At 60.8% G+C, this 19,722-nt stretch carries 15 protein-coding genes; 4 read left to right on the forward strand and 11 right to left on the reverse strand.

Going from position 1 to position 19,722, the window contains the following annotated elements:
• Positions 1-27: 27 nt before the first annotated feature.
• A complete protein-coding gene (locus V7650_RS00085; protein WP_335654204.1) occupies positions 28-597 on the forward strand; it encodes a hypothetical protein in 570 nt (189 codons plus the stop codon).
• Between the two features lie 15 nt (positions 598-612).
• On the opposite strand, the gene V7650_RS00090 is transcribed toward V7650_RS00085, so the two are convergent.
• Positions 613-735, reverse strand: a complete 123-nt coding sequence (locus tag V7650_RS00090; RefSeq protein WP_335654205.1) for a hypothetical protein — start codon at positions 733-735, stop codon at positions 613-615.
• A gap of 334 nt (positions 736-1,069) precedes the next feature.
• On the opposite strand from V7650_RS00090, the gene V7650_RS00095 reads away from it, so the two are divergent.
• Positions 1,070-1,369, forward strand: a complete 300-nt coding sequence (locus tag V7650_RS00095) for a hypothetical protein (protein WP_335654206.1) — start codon at positions 1,070-1,072, stop codon at positions 1,367-1,369.
• Between the two features lie 97 nt (positions 1,370-1,466).
• Here the strand turns inward: V7650_RS00095 and V7650_RS00100 are convergent, their stop codons facing one another.
• Positions 1,467-2,243 carry an SDR family NAD(P)-dependent oxidoreductase gene (locus V7650_RS00100; protein WP_335654207.1) on the reverse strand — a complete coding sequence of 259 codons (777 nt, stop codon included), beginning with the start codon at positions 2,241-2,243 and terminating at the stop codon, positions 1,467-1,469.
• A 229-nt stretch (positions 2,244-2,472) separates the two neighbouring features.
• Between V7650_RS00100 and V7650_RS00105 the strand changes: the two genes are divergently transcribed.
• On the forward strand, positions 2,473-2,874 hold the full coding sequence (locus tag V7650_RS00105) for a glycine zipper 2TM domain-containing protein (RefSeq protein ID WP_335654208.1): 402 nt from the start codon (positions 2,473-2,475) through the stop codon (positions 2,872-2,874).
• Positions 2,875-2,986: 112 nt separating this feature from the next.
• On the opposite strand, the gene V7650_RS00110 is transcribed toward V7650_RS00105, so the two are convergent.
• Genes V7650_RS00110 through V7650_RS00125 form a run of 4 tightly spaced genes read right to left on the reverse strand, consistent with a single transcriptional unit; the run spans position 2,987 to position 12,670 of the window.
• Entirely contained in the window at positions 2,987-7,132 is a 4,146-nt protein-coding gene (locus V7650_RS00110; protein WP_335654209.1) for a hypothetical protein, read from the reverse strand.
• Between the two features lie 17 nt (positions 7,133-7,149).
• Entirely contained in the window at positions 7,150-9,228 is a 2,079-nt protein-coding gene (locus V7650_RS00115) for a hypothetical protein (protein ID WP_335654210.1), read from the reverse strand.
• 5 nt (positions 9,229-9,233) lie between these two features.
• Complete coding sequence (locus V7650_RS00120; protein WP_335654211.1) at positions 9,234-11,252, reverse strand: heme-binding protein; 2,019 nt, start codon at positions 11,250-11,252, stop codon at positions 9,234-9,236.
• Between the two features lie 11 nt (positions 11,253-11,263).
• Positions 11,264-12,670 (reverse strand): multiheme c-type cytochrome, encoded by a 1,407-nt coding sequence (locus V7650_RS00125; protein WP_442955238.1) that lies wholly within the window; start codon positions 12,668-12,670, stop codon positions 11,264-11,266.
• Between the two features lie 379 nt (positions 12,671-13,049).
• Here V7650_RS00125 and V7650_RS00130 point away from each other — a divergent pair, with 379 nt between their 5' ends.
• Positions 13,050-13,748 (forward strand): cyclic nucleotide-binding domain-containing protein, encoded by a 699-nt coding sequence (locus tag V7650_RS00130; protein ID WP_335654212.1) that lies wholly within the window; start codon positions 13,050-13,052, stop codon positions 13,746-13,748.
• On the opposite strand, the gene V7650_RS00135 is transcribed toward V7650_RS00130, so the two are convergent.
• The 5 genes from V7650_RS00135 to V7650_RS00155 form a co-directional block, all read right to left on the reverse strand.
• Positions 13,745-15,184, reverse strand: a complete 1,440-nt coding sequence (locus V7650_RS00135) for an aldehyde dehydrogenase family protein (protein WP_335654213.1) — start codon at positions 15,182-15,184, stop codon at positions 13,745-13,747. The two genes, V7650_RS00130 and V7650_RS00135, sit on opposite strands and share 4 nt — an antisense overlap.
• 11 nt (positions 15,185-15,195) lie before the next feature.
• Positions 15,196-16,842, reverse strand: coding sequence for an acetolactate synthase large subunit (locus V7650_RS00140; protein ID WP_335654214.1), 1,647 nt, complete (start codon positions 16,840-16,842; stop codon positions 15,196-15,198).
• Positions 16,843-16,987: 145 nt separating this feature from the next.
• On the reverse strand, positions 16,988-17,938 hold the full coding sequence (locus V7650_RS00145) for a D-2-hydroxyacid dehydrogenase (RefSeq protein WP_335654215.1): 951 nt from the start codon (positions 17,936-17,938) through the stop codon (positions 16,988-16,990).
• Positions 17,935-19,386: a cysteine--tRNA ligase gene (gene cysS / locus V7650_RS00150; RefSeq protein ID WP_335654216.1), complete on the reverse strand. Its 1,452-nt coding sequence runs from the start codon at positions 19,384-19,386 to the stop codon at positions 17,935-17,937. The genes V7650_RS00145 and cysS overlap by 4 nt, the downstream gene beginning before the upstream one ends.
• Before the next feature lie 58 nt (positions 19,387-19,444).
• Positions 19,445-19,722: hypothetical protein (locus V7650_RS00155; RefSeq protein WP_335654217.1), on the reverse strand; the 278-nt coding region annotated here is incomplete at its 5' end.

Raw genomic sequence — 19,722 nt, forward strand, 5'->3', positions numbered from 1 at the left:
CGCGCCATATGATGATATGGCGCTATCATGATGAAAAAGCTGAACTTATATGCAGCCGCATCGGCTGCTTTCCTGATGGCCGCGGCCCCTGCCGGGGCATCGCAGGCCAGTGGTGTCACCAGCGGACCGGCCCGGCCGACCCTGCCGTCGCGGGAGGAATATCCCGATGCCGGCCAGGCGTTCGGCATGGTCTGGCATGATGAAAGCTACGGCGGTGCGCCGGCCCTGTCCTTCATGGTGCCGGAAACCGACAACCGGCTGTGGACGATGGGCTGCGAAAAGCTGGAAAACGGGTCGGTGCGGATCGCGCACATGATCCTGGCGACGCCGAAGGAGGTGGTGGCAGAGGATCAGTTCGGCTTCACCATCCGGGTCGATGACAAGCCTTCGATCGGGATATTGGCGCGGATGCTACCGGCGCAGATCGAGGGCGAGGATTATCCGACGCCGCAATTTTTCCTGCCCAACAATCACGCGCTGTTCCCGGCGCTGGCGCGGGGCAATCGCGCCTTTGTCAATCTGAACGGCAACCGCTTCTCGATCCATCTCAAGGGGTCCGGCGAAGCGCTGGTCGGGTTCCTGCGCGCCTGCCGCTAGCGGCATCTCGGAACCTCAGACGACCAGCGCTGCGCTGTTGTTGACCGCTGGGCCGATCGACGCGCTCAGCAGCACGGCGGCGGAGAAGAAGGCGGCGAAGGCGGCGGCAAGGCGATTCTGAAATTTGGGAGACAACATGGCGGGGTTTCCTTTCGGCAAATGGGGCTAGGCGACCAGGGTGGCTGCGCTGGTGACGGCGGGGCCGATGCTGGCGCTGACAAGGACAGCGGCTGCGAACTGGCTCTGAACGTTGGCGTTGGTCATTTTGAAATTCCTTTTCGTTTAAAATCTTGCTTCGCGGATCATTCTGCGAAGATGCCAACAACATTGCATGGGGCGTGCCAATTTTGTAATATCGTTTAAAAACAAAGTTTTACACGAAATTCGCACTTTGAACTATATGAACCGAAACTGAATAATAGGGAATTATCCCAATATTTGGCATCGGGGGTTCAGCCAAGTGGCAGACGGCTTGTTAAGACCAGGCGGCTATCCTGCCCGCATGTTCGGACCCCGTCTCACGCGCGTCTTCGCCAGTCGCGGCCATGCGCTGTGGTGGTCGGCGATGGTGCTGGTCACCGCCTATTGCGTCGCTGCCGACCCGCCAACGCCGGTGGCCCCGCCGCCGGACACCGCCGCGCCGGCCAGCGACACGAACAGGCAGGAGCCGGATCCCTGGGCGGCGGTCACCAGGGCAGGGCATGGGGCTAAGGCGAGCGGTCCCCAGGATCGCGGAAAGGGGCTGAGGGACACCGCGCAAACGCGCGAGTAGCTGCTGCACCAGGCGAACCGGGCAGGGCCGGACTTGGCCGCGCCGGGCCTATGGCGCTATGGTGACAGCGTTGCCGACGGAACGCCGTCCGGCTGCGTCAATAGGGCGCGGTGCCGCCGTCGACGCTCAGCGTCGCTCCGGTGATGCCGGCGCCGGCATCCGAGGCCAGCAGCACGGCCATTGCCGCCACTTCCTCGACCTTGCCCGGCCGCTTCAGCGCGCTTTCCTGCGAGAACATGTCGATCATTTCCTCGAAGGTCATGCCCATGCCCGCCGCCGTCGCCGGGCCGCTCTGCAGGATCAGGTCGGTCATGATCAGTCCCGGGCAGATCGCGTTGATGGTGACGCCGGAAGTGCCAACTTCGTGGGCGACCGCCTTGGTCATTCCGTTGATGCCGTGCTTGGCGATCGTGTAGGGGGCGAAGGTCGGCTTGCCCATCTTGCCCTCGGTCGAGCTGATGTTGATCACTCGGCCCCATTGCTGCGCGATCATCGGTTTCAGCGCCCGCCGGGTCGCCCAGAAGGTCGAGTAGATGTTCCATTTCATAGCCATATCAAAGGCTTCGTCGGTCAGGTCTACCAGCGGCGCCAAGTCGCCGGCACCGCCCGCGTTGTTTACAAGGATGTCAATAGCGCCGAAATGAGCGACCGTCTGGTCGACAAATCCCTCGACCTGTTGCTGGTTCATCACGTCCCCGGCGATGAACAGGGCCCGTTCCCCGACCCCCAGTTCCGCGACAACTTCACCACCTTTTTCCGCATTCCGCGCAAACAGCGCCACATTCGCGCCCTCGGCCAGAAACGCCTCGGCAATCCCCCGGCCGATACCCGCCGTTCCGCCCGTTATCGCCGCTGTCTTGCCCTTCAGTTTCATCGCTCTTCCCCTATTTATACCGGGCAGTTGCTATCGGACCGTTCGGAGCCCGGCAATGGCTTAAAAAGCTAGTATGCCGGTTCTTGCCCGTCATTCAGAAAAGCCGGCGCGAATATGAACCCCAGATAAAACCGCCATTCAGTAACTGGTCAAGCCAGGCCCGGTAGACAGACACTCGTTGGGCAGCAATTGATTCGGGTTTCAGACGACCCTTTTTGGAGTAGAGAAGATGATCAACAAGATTTTGGGAAGTATCGCAGTTTCAGCCGCAGCCGTCGCAACGATGGCATTCGCATCGCCCGCAGAAGCGCGCGGCGGATATTATGACAGCGGCTATTATCAGCAGGTACGTGGCAACGGATATCGCGAATATCGTCGTGGCGACACCTACCGTGGTGATCGCTATCGCGATCGCCGGGATTATCGCGACCAGCGGCGCTATCGCGATGCCCGCTACAGCGATCGCCGCTACCGGGGTTGTGACCGCGGAACCGGAGGCACGATCATTGGTGCCATCGCCGGCGGCCTGCTCGGCAACGAAGTCGCAGGACGCGGAGACAAGACAGAAGGCACGATCATCGGCGGCGCAGTCGGCGCACTCGCCGGGCGCGCCATCGACGGCAACTGCTAAACATCTCGCTTAGTCAAAGACCCTGCGCTTTCGGGCGCAGGGCCAAAATTCCCCCGCGTGGCGTATCGGGGGACAGGAGGCCGGTGCTGCGTAACAGCCCGGCCTCCGCTCTTCATGGTCTGGCCAACATTTTCGGAACCGGCCCGATCCAGTCCGCCAGATTTGGCTCGTCTTTCACGAAATAGGGCTGGCCCTTGCTGTTCAGATAGAAGCGCTGCATCTCGCTGCGTGTGAAGGGCCGTGAACCCAGGCGTCCGAAGACAGCCATCTGGCCACCGGTCTCATCCACTGCCCGGTCACGATCCAGGCCCTTTGACAAGGCCAGCGCCGGCTTCGGCGTGCGGGCAAAGGCGATCAGTTCCGGCATCGGCGCCGGCGAGAATCCATAGTAATTTTTCTGGCTGTCGGGCGTGGTCAACTGGATCACCTTCAATCCGTTGCGGCCATCCGCGACATAGGCGAACAGGGTGGCGTTGGTGGAGCCGACGATAACATCCTCCGCGTCGTTCATCGTGCCGCCGAATGTCTCCTTGCGATAGATGGTAGGCGCCTCTGGCCGGGTGATGTTCGCGATGACCAGCCCTTCGTCCTTGGCTGCGATATAGGCATAGGTGCGGGCCAGGTAGAGACGCCGGGCGTTGCGCAACGCTATGGTGCCGGATGGGACCGCCACCGGCTTTTCCATATCCGTGACATCGAACAGCTTCACCCCGTCGACATCGGTCACCCACAAATAGCGGAACTGCAGGGCAGAAGCGCGGGCGTCGGTCATCGGGATGGTGATCACGTGCCGCGGTTTGAGCGGCTGATCGAGATCGATCAGCGTCAGCCCGGCAGCCGTGGTGATATAGGCATAATGGCCGGCGAGGGTGATATGCTGCGCGCCATCAAGCACCCCGCCTTCATTCCAGGTCAGGCTGCGCTTGAAGAAATTGTTGCGGAATTCTCCATCGGCCAGCGTGTTGACATCGACCAGGATCAGACCTTCTTCGCTGTCGGTAATGACGGCATAATTATAGATCGGATGGAACGGCTGTTCCTCGTTGATCTCCCGCAACTCCTTGGTGTTGCGCAGCGGCGCTATCGGCTGGTTGGTGGCCAGCGCCATGCAGGTCGCATTCCTGGTTTTCACATGCGTATCATGGCCAAGCGAAGAGAAGGGCGCCTTGATGATGCGTTCCGAGAAGCCCTTGTTGCCGATGGAAGCCACGTCATAGGCGCGGAATCCGCCCCTGCCTTCAGCAACGAACATATATTCGCCGCGCAGCTGCAGGCAGCGAACCGCATCGTCCGTACCCTGGACAACATTCTTGAATTCTTCAAGCGCCTTGGTCTCGCCGGACAGATCATCGTCGAGCCGTTCACCCCGGACCCAGTCGATCAGTTCCCGATTGTTATCCTCGACATGCATTCGCCAATAGTCGGGATAAGCATATTTCTGCAAATAGGAGCCGATCACCGCCTGCGGCTCATCCCACTCGGTTACCCTCACCGCTTCGAAACCCTTTTCCAGGCCAACCCATGCGTGCAGGCCGATGAAGTTCACGAAATTCGTACCCTGCAGCAAGGTTTGCGCCATGATCGCGTTATTGTCATTGGCTGCGCTGACGTGACAGTCGGAGCATTGCTTGGTCTCGGTCTTGCGCACGGTATGTGGGAAGTGGGGCGCGAAGGCCTGCGAGGAGAAGCCGATACCGGAGATGGGCGGCTGCTGAACATAAATGCGCTCGCGGTTGATGTTGGTGGATGACAGGATCAGGGCAGAAGTCGAACGGACCGGAGCAATGACATTGCCCTTGCTGGTCTGGTGCCGGCCCAGCTGGAACATCTGATCGCGGGCGACTTGGGGATTGTAGGTCGCATAGTTGCGGGTCGTTCCGCCTTCATATTTGTGGCTGTCCGCCTGCCAGTTCGCCTCGATCGGCAGATGGCAGCCGCCGCAGCTGGTCGTCCAGCTGAGATGACAGGTGAAACAGACCATATTTTCATCTTTGTGCGCCCGATCGTCCTTCGGGACGCCGCTACCGAAAGCAAATTTGCCGGTTTCCGCACCGCTCTTGGACATCAGCTTGGCCCGCGCCGCCTTGAGATTGAAATCGGGATGCGAGCGATCGACGCTGTTCTTTACGAGGCTGACCCGCCAGCTGAGTTCGGGATCGACAATGGACCGCTGAATCAGTACCCGCTGGCCATTGGGGTCCTGAAACCACTCGAAGCGCCGTTCGCCATTGGCGTTGCGCAGCAGTCCCAGATTCTTGCCCTTGGGGCGGGCAGCCAGGTTGCTGGTCATCAGCGTCGGAAAGGCATCCGCGGTGCCATGGCAATCCTTGCAGCTGATCTCCACCGCATTGGCAACTTCACCGTAGATCAGGCCGTTGCCGTGGCTATCCTGGGCAAAATGACAATCGGCGCATTGCATGCCAACCTCGGCATGGATGCTCATCATGTGGACCGATTTGCCAGGATTGGTACCCGGCTCGACAAATTTCCCTTCGCCCTTTTTGCGGAATTTTTCGGGGTCGTCATTGGCCACGATATTGTCGGTATCGGTGCTGTAGGTCGCCTGATTTCCCTCGGCATCCAGCAGATTGCCATCCCGGTCGCGTTTCAGGATCGCGCGGAAATTCCAGCCATGGCCGTGATAATCGGCGAACTGTGTGTCCTTCGCCTCATCGTTGAGGTCGTAGACATTGCGCAGGAAGTCGATGTCCGCCCACAGCCCCTTGGGCGCGGCGCCTTCCGGATTGCGGTCGAGCACGGCCCGGACCTCCTCTGCCGTTGGATATTTCTGCTGCTTGTATTTCTTCTGATAGTCTTCGTCGCTCATGCCTTCGGGCTTGGGCGTCTTGTTGTCGGGGCCGGGCCACATGTAGGGCGCATCGGATTCATAATCCCACATCGTGTAGCCGAGATAGCTGTTCAGGAAGATGTTCGGCTGATGCATGTGGCAGTTCATGCACTGGGCGGTCGGGATGGCGCGAGTGAAGGCATGCTGGATCGGATGCCCCTTTTCCCGTTTCGCCGGATCGGTCTCACTCGCATGATCATCGCCATGGCCTTTGTCCTCACCATGAGCGCCCTTGGCCCCATGCGACGCGTCATAGGTGCCATAGCTGCCGAAACGATGCTGGCCTTCCTTGAGGTTGCGAATTGTCGGATCGATCGTCTCGGTCTGTCCATCACGGCCATATTTTGCCCATATCGAGCTGTGGCGCGGTTCCCGGTCATTGGCATAGACGACATGGCAGCCGGCGCAGCCGGATTGGCGATAATCACCGGGCTGGTCATTGGTACCCATGAACCACATGAACGGATCGTTGAGCCGGGTCTTGTGGATGTTGAGCACCGGAATGGCAACGCGCAGTCCGGTACCGGGACCGCGATTCGACTGCTTGAGATCGGGACGTCCGGGCTCTTCCAGCCGCTGGATGATGCCGCCGATATTGGGCAGGCCAATCTCCGGAAACTGGGTGTTGATATTGCGGCCCCCGCGCTCGAACACACGGAAAATATCGCCCGGCGGCACGGTGTGCCAGGTCGGCAGGGGGTAGAGAATAGGCAAGGCGCCACGCTTCTTTTCGGCGTCGGTGACGGTGCCATGCGGATTGCCGGGTGACTTGACGGTTGCTGGCTGACCATCCCGGGTATAGGCCTCGCCGAACACGTAATTCTTGAACGGGACAATGCCGTTATTATAGGCGGCGCCACCCCACAGCATGGCACCCGTGGCCATCAGCGATCGTTCCGATGCCTCGATGATCTCCATATGACAGGCACCGCAGGATTCGCGCGCCACCCGATAGTCCGATGGATTGACGAAGCGGACGAATTCCGGCGATTCCGCGTTGAGCAGCGAATAGCTTCGCTTGGGATTGGCCGAAGAAGGCCAGTGCCAGCTTTCGGGATATTTCGGCAGCACGTGCGCTTTGGTGAGCGCATCCATATAGGCCAGGCTGTTCTTGCCCCATTTGTTGTCGCCCGCGACCGATGCGTCGCCGCCGTGACAATCGACGCAGCCCAGAACGACGGCCGGCGTTTCGTGCATGGTCTTCTGGTCGCTGTCGGTATGGCAGGACTGGCAACCGCTGCTCTTGGCCTGGGCTTCGTCCCATGTCTGGTTCTGCGGTGCGGGAGGCGTGAAGCTGTAGTCGACCTTCTGCGGTTTTTCCTTGCCGGCCGCGAGCAGCAGCGACGCGGGAGTCAGCGCGAGAGCTAGCGCTCCCAGCCCGGTGAGGATCAATTTGCTATTGCTGGTCATGAGGGTCCGCCAATGCATCAGAAGGCCAGGATCGCGTTGAGCAATATCGAATAATGGAAATCCCGCTTGTCGGTCTGGTCAAAAAGATCCTTGAATCCTTCGCCGGGCAACAGGGCGGCACCCGACAGACGAAAGACCATATTCTGTGTGGCCTTGGGACGGTAGATGGTTGCTACGGATAGATCCCAGCCGATATCCTTGGGGATGGAGCCCTCGACCCGCAACGCTTCCAGGCTCTCCGTCTTGTGGAACCAGAGATGGTTCGCATTGGCGGAAATCCGGAAATCCGGGGTCAGATCAGCATCCACGCCGATGCCCGCCAAAATGGTACCAGGATTGTTGAAATTGCTCTGTCCCTGTTCCTTGGACGAACGCAGCGAATTGAGGATGCCGTTGCGGCCGTTGATCGAGATCACCCGGCCGCCCCCGGCGAAGGGGATGGTCTGGCGGATCCAGTAGCTGGTGTCGGCTCCGGCAAAAATGGGATTTTCGAAAATCGCGTCAAAGCCTGCTTCGGTATTATTATAGGGATTGCCGTCGCCGCTGGCGAACAGGCCGGAGGCGCGAAAGCGCAGGAAGTCGACGTCATAGCTGGCTTCCAGAGCGCCAAAATAGGCTTCGATCTTCGCCGGCTCGCTGGTGAAGAAGCTGTTCCGATCCTCGCCAAAGGCGCCATAAACCTGGCCGGTCAAATTGATCCGTCCGATCCGGCCATCAAAGGCATAGCCGGGATAGACGACATCATAGGCGCGGCCCCTGAGGTCGCCGAGCAGGGCGGGACGGACGGGAAAGCCGTTGTCGTCGATTTCGACATCGGACCTTTCCCGGTTCATGTTGTAGGTCACGCTGAACTGGCTGGTTAGGCCGACGAAGGGCAGATCCTGGCGGTAGAGATTGGCGAAGAAAATATAGCTTTCGCGGGGGGTCTGGGTGATGTCGTTGAGGCCGGAATTGGTGTCCTTTTCCAGCTGTACGAATGCCCCCAGATTATACTGGACCCGGTTGTTGTCGCGGGTGCCAAACAGGCGAAAGCCGAGCTGGTTGTCCTGGAACAGGAAGCCGCGGAAATCCGCCTGCATCGGCTGGATACCTATGCGGAAACTGTCGAAATCATAGCGCGCCGAGGTATTGCGGATATGATAATCGAAAAAGGCTTCCTGCACGCCCACAAACCAGTCGGTGCGGTGCGAGGACTTGGACGGCTCGACGAACAGGACCCGGCGTTCCGGCACGTTCACATGATTGACCTGGGTGGCCAGGGTCAGGCGATATTCCACATCCGGCGGCTTGTAGGCGGTCGATCCCTTGATCAGCGCGAAGCCGGTGATGAACGTCTGGGCATAGACCTCGGAACCGGACCGTCCGAATACATCGATGCTGTCCGGGCGCTCGGTGGTCTGCACGCCGACAGGAATGGGAAAGCTGCGCGGTTCGAAGACCGTATCGGAGATCAGGTTGGCAACGAAGAACCAGTCATCCCCCTTGAGAAAGCTTGGCTTTTTGTCGGCGGGGATCGGCTTGTCGCCCTTGAGGACATTCTGGTTATAGGGGTTGAGCGTGCTGTGGCAATTGTTCCGCAGGGCACCGAACAACGTGTAGATCGCATCATCGCCGCCTTTGGCGGGGCAGAGGCTCTGCATGATCCGCCAGCGATCGGGGACCGGGAACTCGTCGGTCGGAAAGGCTTCCGGCGGAGGCGCGTTGACCGCGCCCGGGTTGTCCTGGGTGACCGGGTCCGGCAGCTCTTTCTGCACCCCGGGCCGGCGGCGGCCATCGAGAAGCGCTTCATCGGCATTGAGAGCATCAAGGTCGGTCGGCATCTGATCGATGCTTTTATTGGAGACATTGGAGGCTTGGGAGCCATCGGCAATAACGGGTTCGTCCGCTTCTTCCAGATCAGGATCGGGTCCGCCAACCCCATTAAAATCATTATTTATCAATATCTTATCGTCATCAGGAGACTGGGCAGTGCTGGTCAGGAATGCGGCCAGCGCGGTTTCCATATCGCTGACCGACATTTTCTGCGCCTCCAGCTGTTCGGCGTGACCCGACATCACGGCGAGCATTGGAACGAAGGATGTGGCGAGGCCGGACATGGTCGTTACAGCCCCTCGCAGACATTTTGCGCGTTGGTGTCCAGGAACGGCGCGAAGGGGCAGTTTACGTAGCGCAGGCGAACATTCGCATTGCCCAGATTGACGACGACATTGTCGGCCCGCAGCGCCTTGGGGGCGTTGCCGATGCTGCCCAGGCGCTGGCCGGCATTGTGGAGTCCGAGAAAGCTCGCCATGTCATCCTGATCGATGCCATCGCCGGAGACGCCGATACCACCGATCAACCGGTCACCGCGATAGATGGGCACGCTGCCCGGGAAAATCTGGATGCCATTGGCCAGACGGACCTGTCCGCCGGTTCCCGGAATTGCCGGGACCTGGGTGCAGCGCTGCGGCGTATCGGGGCTGGCTCCGTTGGAACCGACAAAGGCAAGATGGGCGCCGATATTGGGGACCACCAGATCGAGTTGCAGGCCGACGGCGAACGGGCTGAATTGAGCCGATTGTTCCACCGAGAGCGGGCCGGGAGGGCGCCCGATTTCGCCGTCCGGGAAATAGGGCCGGGAAAGATTGCCGCCAGACCGGTCGGCAAAGGCGACCGTGCCGGTCAGCGCATTGGGATCCCCGAGAAAGGTGCGAACGCGTTGCACATAGGCGGGAACATTGGTGACGCCAGGCACCACCGGTGTCCCCAGCAGTTGCTGAGCCGCGACCGCGTTGGAGAAAAAGGCGGCGGTTCTTGCCTTTTGCAGGGAGACATCGGTGCCAAAAATGGGGCCGTCGGGGGTGCGGACGATGCCGAGTATCTGGCCATGGGTATCGACGACGCTGACGGTCGCCTGCATCCGGCTGTCGAGCGGCTGGCGAATTTGTGCCCTGGCGCGGGTGAAGATCAGGAAGGCTTCTTCGAGAATGGCCCGCACTTCTGCGGCCGTGAGCGGGGTCGTAACGGCCGCGCTGTCGGTGCCGCCGCGGATCGGAAAGCGATTGGCGCCGGTGCCATCGGTCAGCACAAAGGCATCGGAATTGGCGAATTCGGTCGCGGTCGAGGCGCGGATGCCGGAGGCCTCGGTGCCGTAAGCCGTGCCGGCGATGATCGCACCGGCGGTGTAGCCGGTCACCGCCACAAGATTGCCGAGCGTTCCGTTGATCGCTGCAAAATTGCCCTGCAGCGGTGCCAGATCGGAAACTACCATGTCGCTGAACCGCAGCGAGGTGCCATCAACCGAAATGCGGTTGGCCGTGATCGATGCGGGTGGGGCAAAGCCCTGAATGCCGGCGAGGGCAATGGCTTCCTCGTCATCGACGTCGACGTCGAGAATATTGGCATCGAACGCATAGTCGCCATCGCCCATGATGCCGATACCGCCGACGACAACGCCATCCTTGTACAGAGGCAAGCCGCCGGGATCGGCGGCCAGGCCGAGCGGCGACCGTTTCGGCCCGATCAGGGATCCGGCGCCGCCCATAGGGCTGAATCGCTGGTTCAGGTCCGAGCAGGGGAGCTGGCTAAATTGCACACCAAACAGCGGACCACTTTCGAGGCCGACCGTGGTCGGCGCGGGCGGGAAATGTTCCTGTGCAATCTGGCTGGCGGTGCGCGACGAAAAGGCATTGCCGCTGCTCGACAGATAGGCCCCGGTGATTGCCTTGGCGATTGCCGCCGCTGCCGCCGGCACCATCGCTCCCTGCAGGCCCACGGTATCGCCCGGCCCGGCGGTGCCGCCGATCTGCCGCGAACTGACGGCGATTTCGCTCGATCCGTTGTTCGACCCGTTCATGTCGAATACCGCGAGCACGTTGCCCACCCGGTCGACCACCGCGATGACCGATGGCAGGTTGCGCGCCTGGGCCTCGCCGGCTGCCTGGGCGATGATGGTCTGGACATCCGTCACCGTCAGCGACCGCTGGGCCGGCGCGACAAAGCCTGTCGGCGTCGGTGTCGGTGCCGGGGTCGGAGAGGGCGAGGGTGTCCCGCCAAAGTCGTTGCTGCCGCCGCCGCCGCCACAGGACGTCAAAATGAGGGCAGCAGCGGAAACAGCGGATGTGAAAACGGATTTGTGCATCACCACCATCCCTATCTCAGCGACCGTATCGTGCGCACGGCGCTGCCCAGCGCCCGCCGGAATTTCAGCGGATCATAGCCATTGGGTTCATCGACCGCGGTATAGGCAACGTTGATCTGGCCGCGCAGACTGGCGGCCGCGGAGGGGCTGACCTGTCCGCCGTTGACCAGTCCGTTGAGCAAGGTGTCAATTGCCATGACGGCCTGCACGCTGCCCTCGTAATCGGTGAAGCGTGGCGATATCGCTTCGCCGGCAATCGTCTCCATGATCTGGAAGGTCTGCGCCTTGCCAAAGCTGGCACGGGAGAAGCGATCGGCGAGCTGCGCGGCATATTGCCTCAGTCGCGCGGCTTCCTGGACGGCGGGTTCGCGGCCCTGCGCCATGGCCGCGTGAAAGGCCCTGGACCGGCTGTCAAATTCCCCGGCGAGGTCGGGAGCTGCCACCCTGATCGCTGCGCTGAGCATGATCATATTTTCGTCGTTGTAGGGCGGCATGCCTTCGGGGATGGAACGGGCGGGATTGTTGACCGAGGTCGGCCGGGCGGCAGGGTCGTCATAGATGCGCCGATGACAGCTGTGGCAGTCGTAAAAATAGAATTCCGGGAAAATGCCCTCGGTGGCGATGGCGGGCTTGGTGAACAGATTGAGCGACCGTTCCAGCGCCATCGCCTGGCCCACGGCCCAGAACTGGACGCTGTTGGTCCGGCCCTTGCGGCGGACGTAGTCGACATCCTCGTCATGATGCTGTTGCAGCGTCGAGAAGAGATCCATTTCGAAAGAAATGCGCGGGTGGCCGGCGGCCATGATCCGGTGATCGACAAACTGTCCCTTCTTCGCGCTGCCGAAATGACAGTCGAGGCAGACGCTGGCCCGCGCCTTGGGATTGTCGAGCGGCACCAGTCCCTGCGCGACGTTGCGGGCGTGGCTGGCGCCAACCGCATAATGGCTGGACAGCCAGCCGGACGAGGCGCCGTGGCAGGATTCGCAGCCGACGCCATCGTTGAGCTGGAAGCGGGGTCCCTTGCTTGCCGCGGCCGTGCTGTGGCAACCCAAGCATTCCGACGCTGATGCCGCATCCTTGAGACCGAGGCGCTTTGCTATCGCGATGCTGCGCGGCTCGCGGAGAACACGGAAGGCACGGCTATGGGCGCCGCCGGGAGTGGATTCTTCCTGCCAGCGCAGGATTTCATCCTGCCGGACAATCTCGCCATCGGCTTCCTGCCGTCCGTGGCACGTGGTTCCGCCACAAGTCGCCACGCCGAGCGTGGTGCCGCCTGGACCATCCGTCGCGGCCGCGACGGGCGCGGGGGTTGCCATGGTCGAGATGAAGAGGGCCGCTGCGGCCAGGGCCGAGCAGAACAGACTAGCGGCCAGTACCGACCAGCCCGGTAGCCACGAAAATTTCTTCTTCGTTTGCATCGCTGCCCAATCCGGTTTTGAAACCGGTCCCCTCATCCAGCACGACGCGACCCTTGCTGTTCGCTATAAAGATTCAGGTGCCCCGTCACCATAGCGATTGGTTTACCTATCGCCCAACCGATCCTCAATGCAACCGAAAATCACCCGATTTCTTTTATTTTTTAGAGTGTTGCCGATCGAGTTTGGCGGTCCAAGTAGAGCATTGTGGCCTGTGGGCCACGGTCATTCCAGTCGAATGCCCATGCTATGTCCTTGATTTTTCGGGGAGTCAAAGCACTGTGATTTGGATTGCAGCACAAAAGCCGCTAGCGGAATAGAATCGATGCGTGCACCGGGACATGGCTGACCAGATTGTCCGGTGCCAGAGGGGGATAGAGCAATGGAACTCACCTTGGAATCGGCGCTTTCGTCGAACGGGCTGCTCGGGCATCTGTCCTATGTCCTGCTGATCGTCTCGATGCTGAGCCGCACCATGTTCTGGTTGCGGGTCGGCGTGATCGGTTCGGCATTCGCGGGGATCGCCTATTCGTTGCTCATCATCAACGATCCGGTCGCGGTTTTCTGGGAAAGCCTGCTGCTGATTGTCAACCTGTTCCAACTGGTGCGCCTGATCCTGGCGGAACGGTCGGTGTTCCTGAGCAACGAAGAATCCGAGATGGTCCGCAACGTGTTCTCAGGCTTGACCGACCTGGAGGCGCGGGGCCTGATCGACCAAAGCTTCTGGATCGACCGCCAAGCGGGCATCGAACTGATCCGGGAGGGCAACGCGGTCGAGAATCTGTTTTACCTGAACCGCGGCATGGCGGAAGTGCGCAGTCGCGACAAGATTGTCGGCCATTGCAAGCCGGGCGAGCTGATCGGCGAGGGCACGATATTGTCGTCCGACCGTGCGACCGGGACCGTGACCTTGTCCGCGAATTCGAGACTGTGGTGCATTCCGGCGCCGGTGTTGCGCGCCTATCTCAAGCGAAGCAGATCGGTGCGAAGCATCGTCGACCAACGCATCGGCGACGCGCTGAAATCGAAGCTGCTGGCGAGCAATATCGCGCTTTCAGAGGCCGGTGGCCTGACGCGCTAGCCGGGTTTGCGCCGGATCACCAGATTGCGGATTTCGGTCATGTCTTCCATGGCGAATCTGATGCCCTCACGGCCCAGTCCGCTGTCCTTGACACCGCCATAGGGCATGTTGTCGACCCGGTAGGACGGCACGTCGTTGATCACCACGCCGCCGACATCGAGATGGTCCCAGGCATCGAGGGTCTTGAACAGGTCGCGGGTGAATATCCCGGCCTGAAGCCCGAACTTGCTGTCGTTGACCTCTTCCAGTGCCGCTTTGAAATCGCTGAATTTCGAGAGCAGCGCCAGCGGGCCGAAAGCCTCTTCGCGATAGGCGTCCGCCTTGGTGTCGACATTTTCGAGCAGCGTTGCCTCAAGCATGTTGCCTTTGCGGTCACCGCCGCAAAGCAGCGTGGCACCGCCGGCAACCGCGCTTTCGATCCAGCCGTGCAGACGCTTGGCTTCTCCCTCCGAGATCATCGGGCCGATGAACGTGTCCCGTTCCTTGGGGTCACCGGAAACCAAACTTCTGGTCTTGGCAACCAGCATATCCTTGAACTTGTCGTAAATGCTTTCGTGAATGATGATCCGCTGAACGCCGATGCAGCTCTGGCCGGACTGATAAAATGCCCCGAAGACAACCCGTTCCAGCGCATCGTCGAGATCGGCGTCATGGTCGACGATCACCGCGGCATTGCCGCCCAGTTCCAGGACCACCTTTTTCTTGCCGGCCTTGGCCTTCAGGTCCCAGCCGACACCCGGCGATCCGGTGAAGGACAGCAGCTTGAGCCGCTCGTCGACGGTAAAGAGATCGGCGCCATCCCGACTTGCGGGCAGAATCGAGAAGGCGCCTTTCGGCAGATTGGTCTCTGCCAATATTTCGCCCATGATGATCGCGCCTAATGGCGTCTTGCTCGCCGGCTTCATCACGAACGGACAACCCACGGCAATGGCCGGGGCAATTTTATGAGCCGCCAGATTCAGCGGAAAGTTAAACGGCGAAATGAAGCTGCATGGACCGATGGGGACGCGTTTCCACATGCCCATGTAGCCTTTTGCCCGCGCAGAAATATCGAGCGGCTGGACTTCGCCGTAATTGCGCACGGATTCTTCTGCCGCGATCCGGAAGGTGTCGATCAGGCGGGTGGTCTCGCCTTCCGCGTCCTTGATCGGCTTGCCGGCCTCGACGCACAGCGAATAGGCGAGTTCGTCGAACCGCTCCTTGAACCGGTCGACGCAATGCTGGAGAACATTCTGCCGTTCGTAGCTCGCCATCGCCGCCATCGGTTCTGCAGCCGCAACGGCCCCGGCAATCGCTTCCTCGATCACGTCCGGGGTCGCCAGCGCCGTCCGGAAGGCGACTTCATTGCTAAACTTGTCGGTGACTTCGAGATCGGTGTTGGGCTGTGCCGCCACATTGTTGAGATAGAGCGGGTAGACGTCTTTCAATTGGGTCATAGGAATCTTACTCACACTTTCGCGCTGAGTTCCTTGATCTCGTGATTCAGGATCCGGTCATTGTCCGAATAGTCGACCGGACAGTCGATCAGATGCACGCCTTCGCTGTTCAGGCATTTGTCGATGGTTTCCACCAGATTTTCTGCACTGGTGATCCGATACCCATTGGCGCCATAGGCTTCGGCATATTTCACGAAATCGGGATTGCCGTAGGTCAGGCCCCAGTCCTTGAAGCCCATATTCGCCTGCTTCCAGCGGATCATGCCATAGCTGTTGTCGTTGAGGACCAGCACGGTGATATTGAGCTTCAGCCGGACGGCGGTTTCCATCTCCTGGCTGTTCATCATGAAGCCGCCGTCGCCGCAGATCGCCATCACCTTGCGATCCGGATAGACCATCGAGGACGCCATGGCAGAGGGCAGGCCCGCGCCCATGGTCGCCAGCGCGTTGTCGAGCAGCACGGTGTTCGGCTGCCGCGCCTTGTAGTTGCGGGCGAACCAGATCTTGTAGACGCCGTTGTCGAGGCAGATGATGCCGTCCGCCGGCATCGCTTCGCGGATCACCTTCACCAGATGCGGCGGATAGATCGGGCAGCGCATGTCGTCGTCCATGGTATCGGTATGCGCTTCCTCGGCGCGGCGGGCCTTGTACATGGCATCGAAATTCCAGCTTCCAGGCGGGACGATATCTTCCTTCATCTGCCAGATCGCGTTGCCGATGTCGCCGATCACCTCGATCTGCGGGAAGTAGACGGGGTCGACTTCGGCGCTGTTCATCGAGACGTGGATGACCTCGGTGCTGCCAGTGGCCATGAAGAAGGGCGGCTTTTCAATCACGTCATGGCCGACGTTGATGATCAGGTCCGCCGATTCGATCGCCCGGTGGACAAAGTCATTCGCGGACAGCGCCGCGCAACCCATGAATTCCTTGTGGGTCTCGTCGACCACGCCCTTGCCGAGCTGGGTGGTGACAAAGGGGATGCCGGTCTTCTCGATGAACTGGGTCAGCATGCGGCCGGTGCGGGTCCGGTTGGCACCGCCGCCAATGACGATGATCGGCGACCTGGCGCTCTCGATTTTCTTGGTCGCGGCGCGCACCGCCTTGGCTTCGGCAATCGGTCTCCGGGTCAGGCTGGGGGCGATCGGGGTCGAGTCGGTTTCCTCGTCGGCGATATCTTCCGGAAACTCGATATGGGTCGCACCGGGCTTTTCCTCCTCGGCAAGACGGATCGCCTCGCGCACGCGGCTGGGGATATTGTCGGCCGAGGCCAGCTGGTGGGTGAATTTGGTGATCGGGCCCATCATGTCGACGACGTCGAGGATCTGGAACCGGCCCTGCTTGGATTTCTTGATCGGCTTCTGGCCGGTTACCATCAGGATCGGCATGCCGCCGAGCTGCGCATAGGCGGCGGCGGTGACCAGATTGGTGGCGCCGGGACCCAGGGTCGCCATGCAGACGCCGGTCTTGCCGGTGTGTCGGCCGTAGGTCGCGGCCATGAAGCCGGCGCCCTGTTCGTGACGGGTCAGGATGAGCTTGATTTTCTTGGAGCGCGACAGGCTGTCGAGCATGTCGAGATTTTCTTCGCCGGGTACGCCGAACAGATATTCAACGCCCTCGTTTTCGAGACATTCTACGAACAGATCGGATGCTTTGGTCATGTGGGTCCTTCTCTGATCGTGACGACCAGCGCTTGTCCTATGGAATGGCAGCGACCCCGATGACCCTCTATCCCCCTCAAGAACGAGACTCACCTTACCCCTATGTTTCTGGTTGATAAGTCAAAATAACCGGGGTGTCACCCCCTCAATATCCGCGATCGAAATCGGCCTGGGCGATCATGGTTTCGCCCGCCCGGTAGCGCTTGAGATTCTCGACGAAACGGGCAGCGGCGCGCTGGAACATCCGGCTCTGGGCAACGCCCGACAGATGCATCGTGATGATGCAATTGGGAGCATCCCACAGCGGATGGTCGGCGGGCAGCGGTTCGGGATCGGTGACGTCGAGCGCGGCCCCGCCGATGGTCTTGTCGTTGAGGGCCGTCAGCAAGGCGTCCTGGTCGACCAGCGTGCCGCGCGCGACATTGATCAGCCATGCCGTGTCCTTCATGGCAGCAAATTCGTCGGCTCCCAACAGGTGCCTGGTGTCGCTGGTCGCGGGGGCGGAAACGAAGACCCAGTCAAATTCGCCGAGCCGGTCGCGCCAGGCGTCGAGGCCGATGACATTGGGCTCGCCGGTGGGCGTGCGCCGGACCGCGGTCACCTCGACGTCGAAGCCGGAAAGCTTCTTCGCGATCTGCTGGCCGATGCCGCCATAGCCGATGATCAGCGCCTTGCTGTCGTCGATTTCCGTCGTCCCCGGCGGCTGTTCGAGCCAGTTGCGCTGGCGCTGGCTGTCGACGATGCGATCGCTGCGCTTGGCCGCGGAGAGCATCATCATCAGCGCGAATTCGGCGATCGGCGCGCTGTTCAGGCCGGCGCCGTTGGTCAGGATCGTGCCCTGCGCCTTGAGCTGGTCGAGCGGGAAATGCTCGACCCCGGCATAGATGCTGTTCAGCCATTTGAGATTCGTCGCGGCGGAGATGATCTCGGCCATCTTCGCCTTGTCGTACATGTCGAACCAGCCGATCTCGGCATGTGGCGCGATGGCCATCGCTTCTTCGGTACTGGTGAACCAAGTGACGTCGAGGCCGTCGCAATAGGGTTCGACCATTGGCCGAACGAGAGAGGCCATGGCGGCTTTGGGCTTGTTGGTCATATGTCTGTTCTCCATTCCCAGCGCAGCGGATCGCCGTCCATCAGGTCCACGCCCTGCGCGGTGAGTGCGTCGCGAATGGCATCGGCGGTCGCGAAATCCTTTTCCGCCTTGGCTTGTTTCCGTTGGTCGAGCCTGGCCTCGATCGCGGCGGCATCGATTGTTGCAGCCTTCGGCCGAACCCTGAGATCGCTGCGCTTGATCGACAGCAGGCCCAGGCCCAGAACGGAGTCCATCTCGGACAGCAGCGCCAGCCTTTGTTCGGCAGCCACTTTCTTCAGGCCGAGCAATTCTTCCAGCAATGGAAGGCCTTTCGAGCTGTTGAGATCGTCGGACAGGGCGCCGTCGAATTTGTCGCGCAGTTGCAGCAGGGCGGGGTGGTCGACCGGGGCGGACTGGTCGCCGGCTTTCTCGACCAGCCGTTCGACGCCGATCACGATCCGTTTCAGGCGGGTGAGCGCGGCGAGCAAATTGTCCCAGGTGAATTCGAGCTCGCTGCGATAATGGGCCTGCAGGCACATCAGTCGATAGGCGAGGGGATGGATGCCCTTGTCGATCAGCAGCTGCAACCGCAGAAAATCACCCGAGGACTTGGACATCTTGCCGGTCCGGTCGATCAGGAAATTATTGTGCATCCAGATCTTCGCGCCCGAATGGTCGGAGCAGCTGTGTGCCTGGTTCTGCGCGATCTCGTTGGGATGGTGGATTTCGCGGTGGTCGATGCCGCCGGTGTGAATGTCGAAGGGCAGGCCCAGCAGCGCTTCCGACATCACCGAGCATTCGAGATGCCAGCCCGGCGCGCCCTTGCCCCAGGGGCTGTCCCATTCCATCTGCCGCTTCTCGCCGGGCGGCGTCTTGCGCCAGATGGCGAAATCGGCGGCGTTGCGCTTGCCCTCGACCGCATCGATGCGGCCCTCGCCATCATCGGTCGATGCGCGCGCGAGGGTGCCGTAATTGGCCACGCTCGAGACATCGAAATAGAGGCCGCTGTCGAGCTCGTAGCAATGCTTGTCGGCAATGCCCTTTGCATAGTCAATCATCGCCGGGACATAGTCAGTGGCGATCGACCAGTGCGCCGGCTGCCGGATATTCAGCGCCTTGATGTCCTGCCAATAGGCATCGGTATAATGTCTGGCGATGTCCCAGATCGACTGCGCCTTTTCGGCGGCCATTTTCTCGAGCTTGTCCTCGCCCTGGTCGGCATCGTCGGTTAGGTGCCCGACATCGGTTATGTTGATAACGTGGGTGAGCTTGTAGCCCTTCCAGCTCAGCGTCCGTCCGAGCAGGTCGGCGAAAACATAGGCCCGCATGTTTCCGATATGGGGATAGTTATAGACCGTCGGACCGCAGGTATAGACCCGCGCCTCGCCGGCGTGGACGGAAACGAATGCCTCCATCTGGCGGGTGAGGCTGTTGAACAGTTGCAACGGGTGCGTGGCGATATCATTCATCGGCCATCGCCTAATGGCTTTCCGCGCGGCAGGTCAACACATCAATTGGCTGGGCCCATCATTCTGCGGGTTCCCGTTCCTTTTCCTCCTCGTTCCCCTGACATTCGCCGGAATCGCCGCTCTCGCATTCGGATTGGTCTACCCACAGATCATCGTTGCCCGCACCGGTTACCGGCTCGTCGATCAGGGGGTCTTCGGAAGGATCCGGACTCCTCTTCAACTCGATCAGGTTGGACGCGAACGGGTCCGCTTCGTACTCTTCCGGCGTCACTTCTTCCTCGATCACGTCCTGAACCGGGTCATCGATTTCAGGCGTTTCGGGAGTCGGGACAGGAG

This window comes from Parasphingorhabdus sp. (assembly GCF_036964565.1).
GTDB lineage: Bacteria > Pseudomonadota > Alphaproteobacteria > Sphingomonadales > Sphingomonadaceae > Parasphingorhabdus.

Coding starts and splice junctions, on each gene's coding strand:
- V7650_RS00085 (WP_335654204.1), top strand. CDS start 28: ATGATGAAAAAGCTGAACTTATATGCAGCCGCATCGGCTGCTTTCCTG.
- V7650_RS00090 (WP_335654205.1), bottom strand. CDS start 735: ATGTTGTCTCCCAAATTTCAGAATCGCCTTGCCGCCGCCTTCGCCGCC.
- V7650_RS00100 (WP_335654207.1), bottom strand. CDS start 2,243: ATGAAACTGAAGGGCAAGACAGCGGCGATAACGGGCGGAACGGCGGGT.
- V7650_RS00105 (WP_335654208.1), top strand. CDS start 2,473: ATGATCAACAAGATTTTGGGAAGTATCGCAGTTTCAGCCGCAGCCGTC.
- V7650_RS00110 (WP_335654209.1), bottom strand. CDS start 7,132: ATGACCAGCAATAGCAAATTGATCCTCACCGGGCTGGGAGCGCTAGCT.
- V7650_RS00115 (WP_335654210.1), bottom strand. CDS start 9,228: ATGTCCGGCCTCGCCACATCCTTCGTTCCAATGCTCGCCGTGATGTCG.
- V7650_RS00120 (WP_335654211.1), bottom strand. CDS start 11,252: ATGCACAAATCCGTTTTCACATCCGCTGTTTCCGCTGCTGCCCTCATT.
- V7650_RS00125 (WP_442955238.1), bottom strand. CDS start 12,670: ATGCAAACGAAGAAGAAATTTTCGTGGCTACCGGGCTGGTCGGTACTG.
- V7650_RS00130 (WP_335654212.1), top strand. CDS start 13,050: ATGGAACTCACCTTGGAATCGGCGCTTTCGTCGAACGGGCTGCTCGGG.
- V7650_RS00135 (WP_335654213.1), bottom strand. CDS start 15,184: ATGACCCAATTGAAAGACGTCTACCCGCTCTATCTCAACAATGTGGCG.
- V7650_RS00140 (WP_335654214.1), bottom strand. CDS start 16,842: ATGACCAAAGCATCCGATCTGTTCGTAGAATGTCTCGAAAACGAGGGC.
- V7650_RS00145 (WP_335654215.1), bottom strand. CDS start 17,938: ATGACCAACAAGCCCAAAGCCGCCATGGCCTCTCTCGTTCGGCCAATG.
- cysS (WP_335654216.1), bottom strand. CDS start 19,386: ATGAATGATATCGCCACGCACCCGTTGCAACTGTTCAACAGCCTCACC.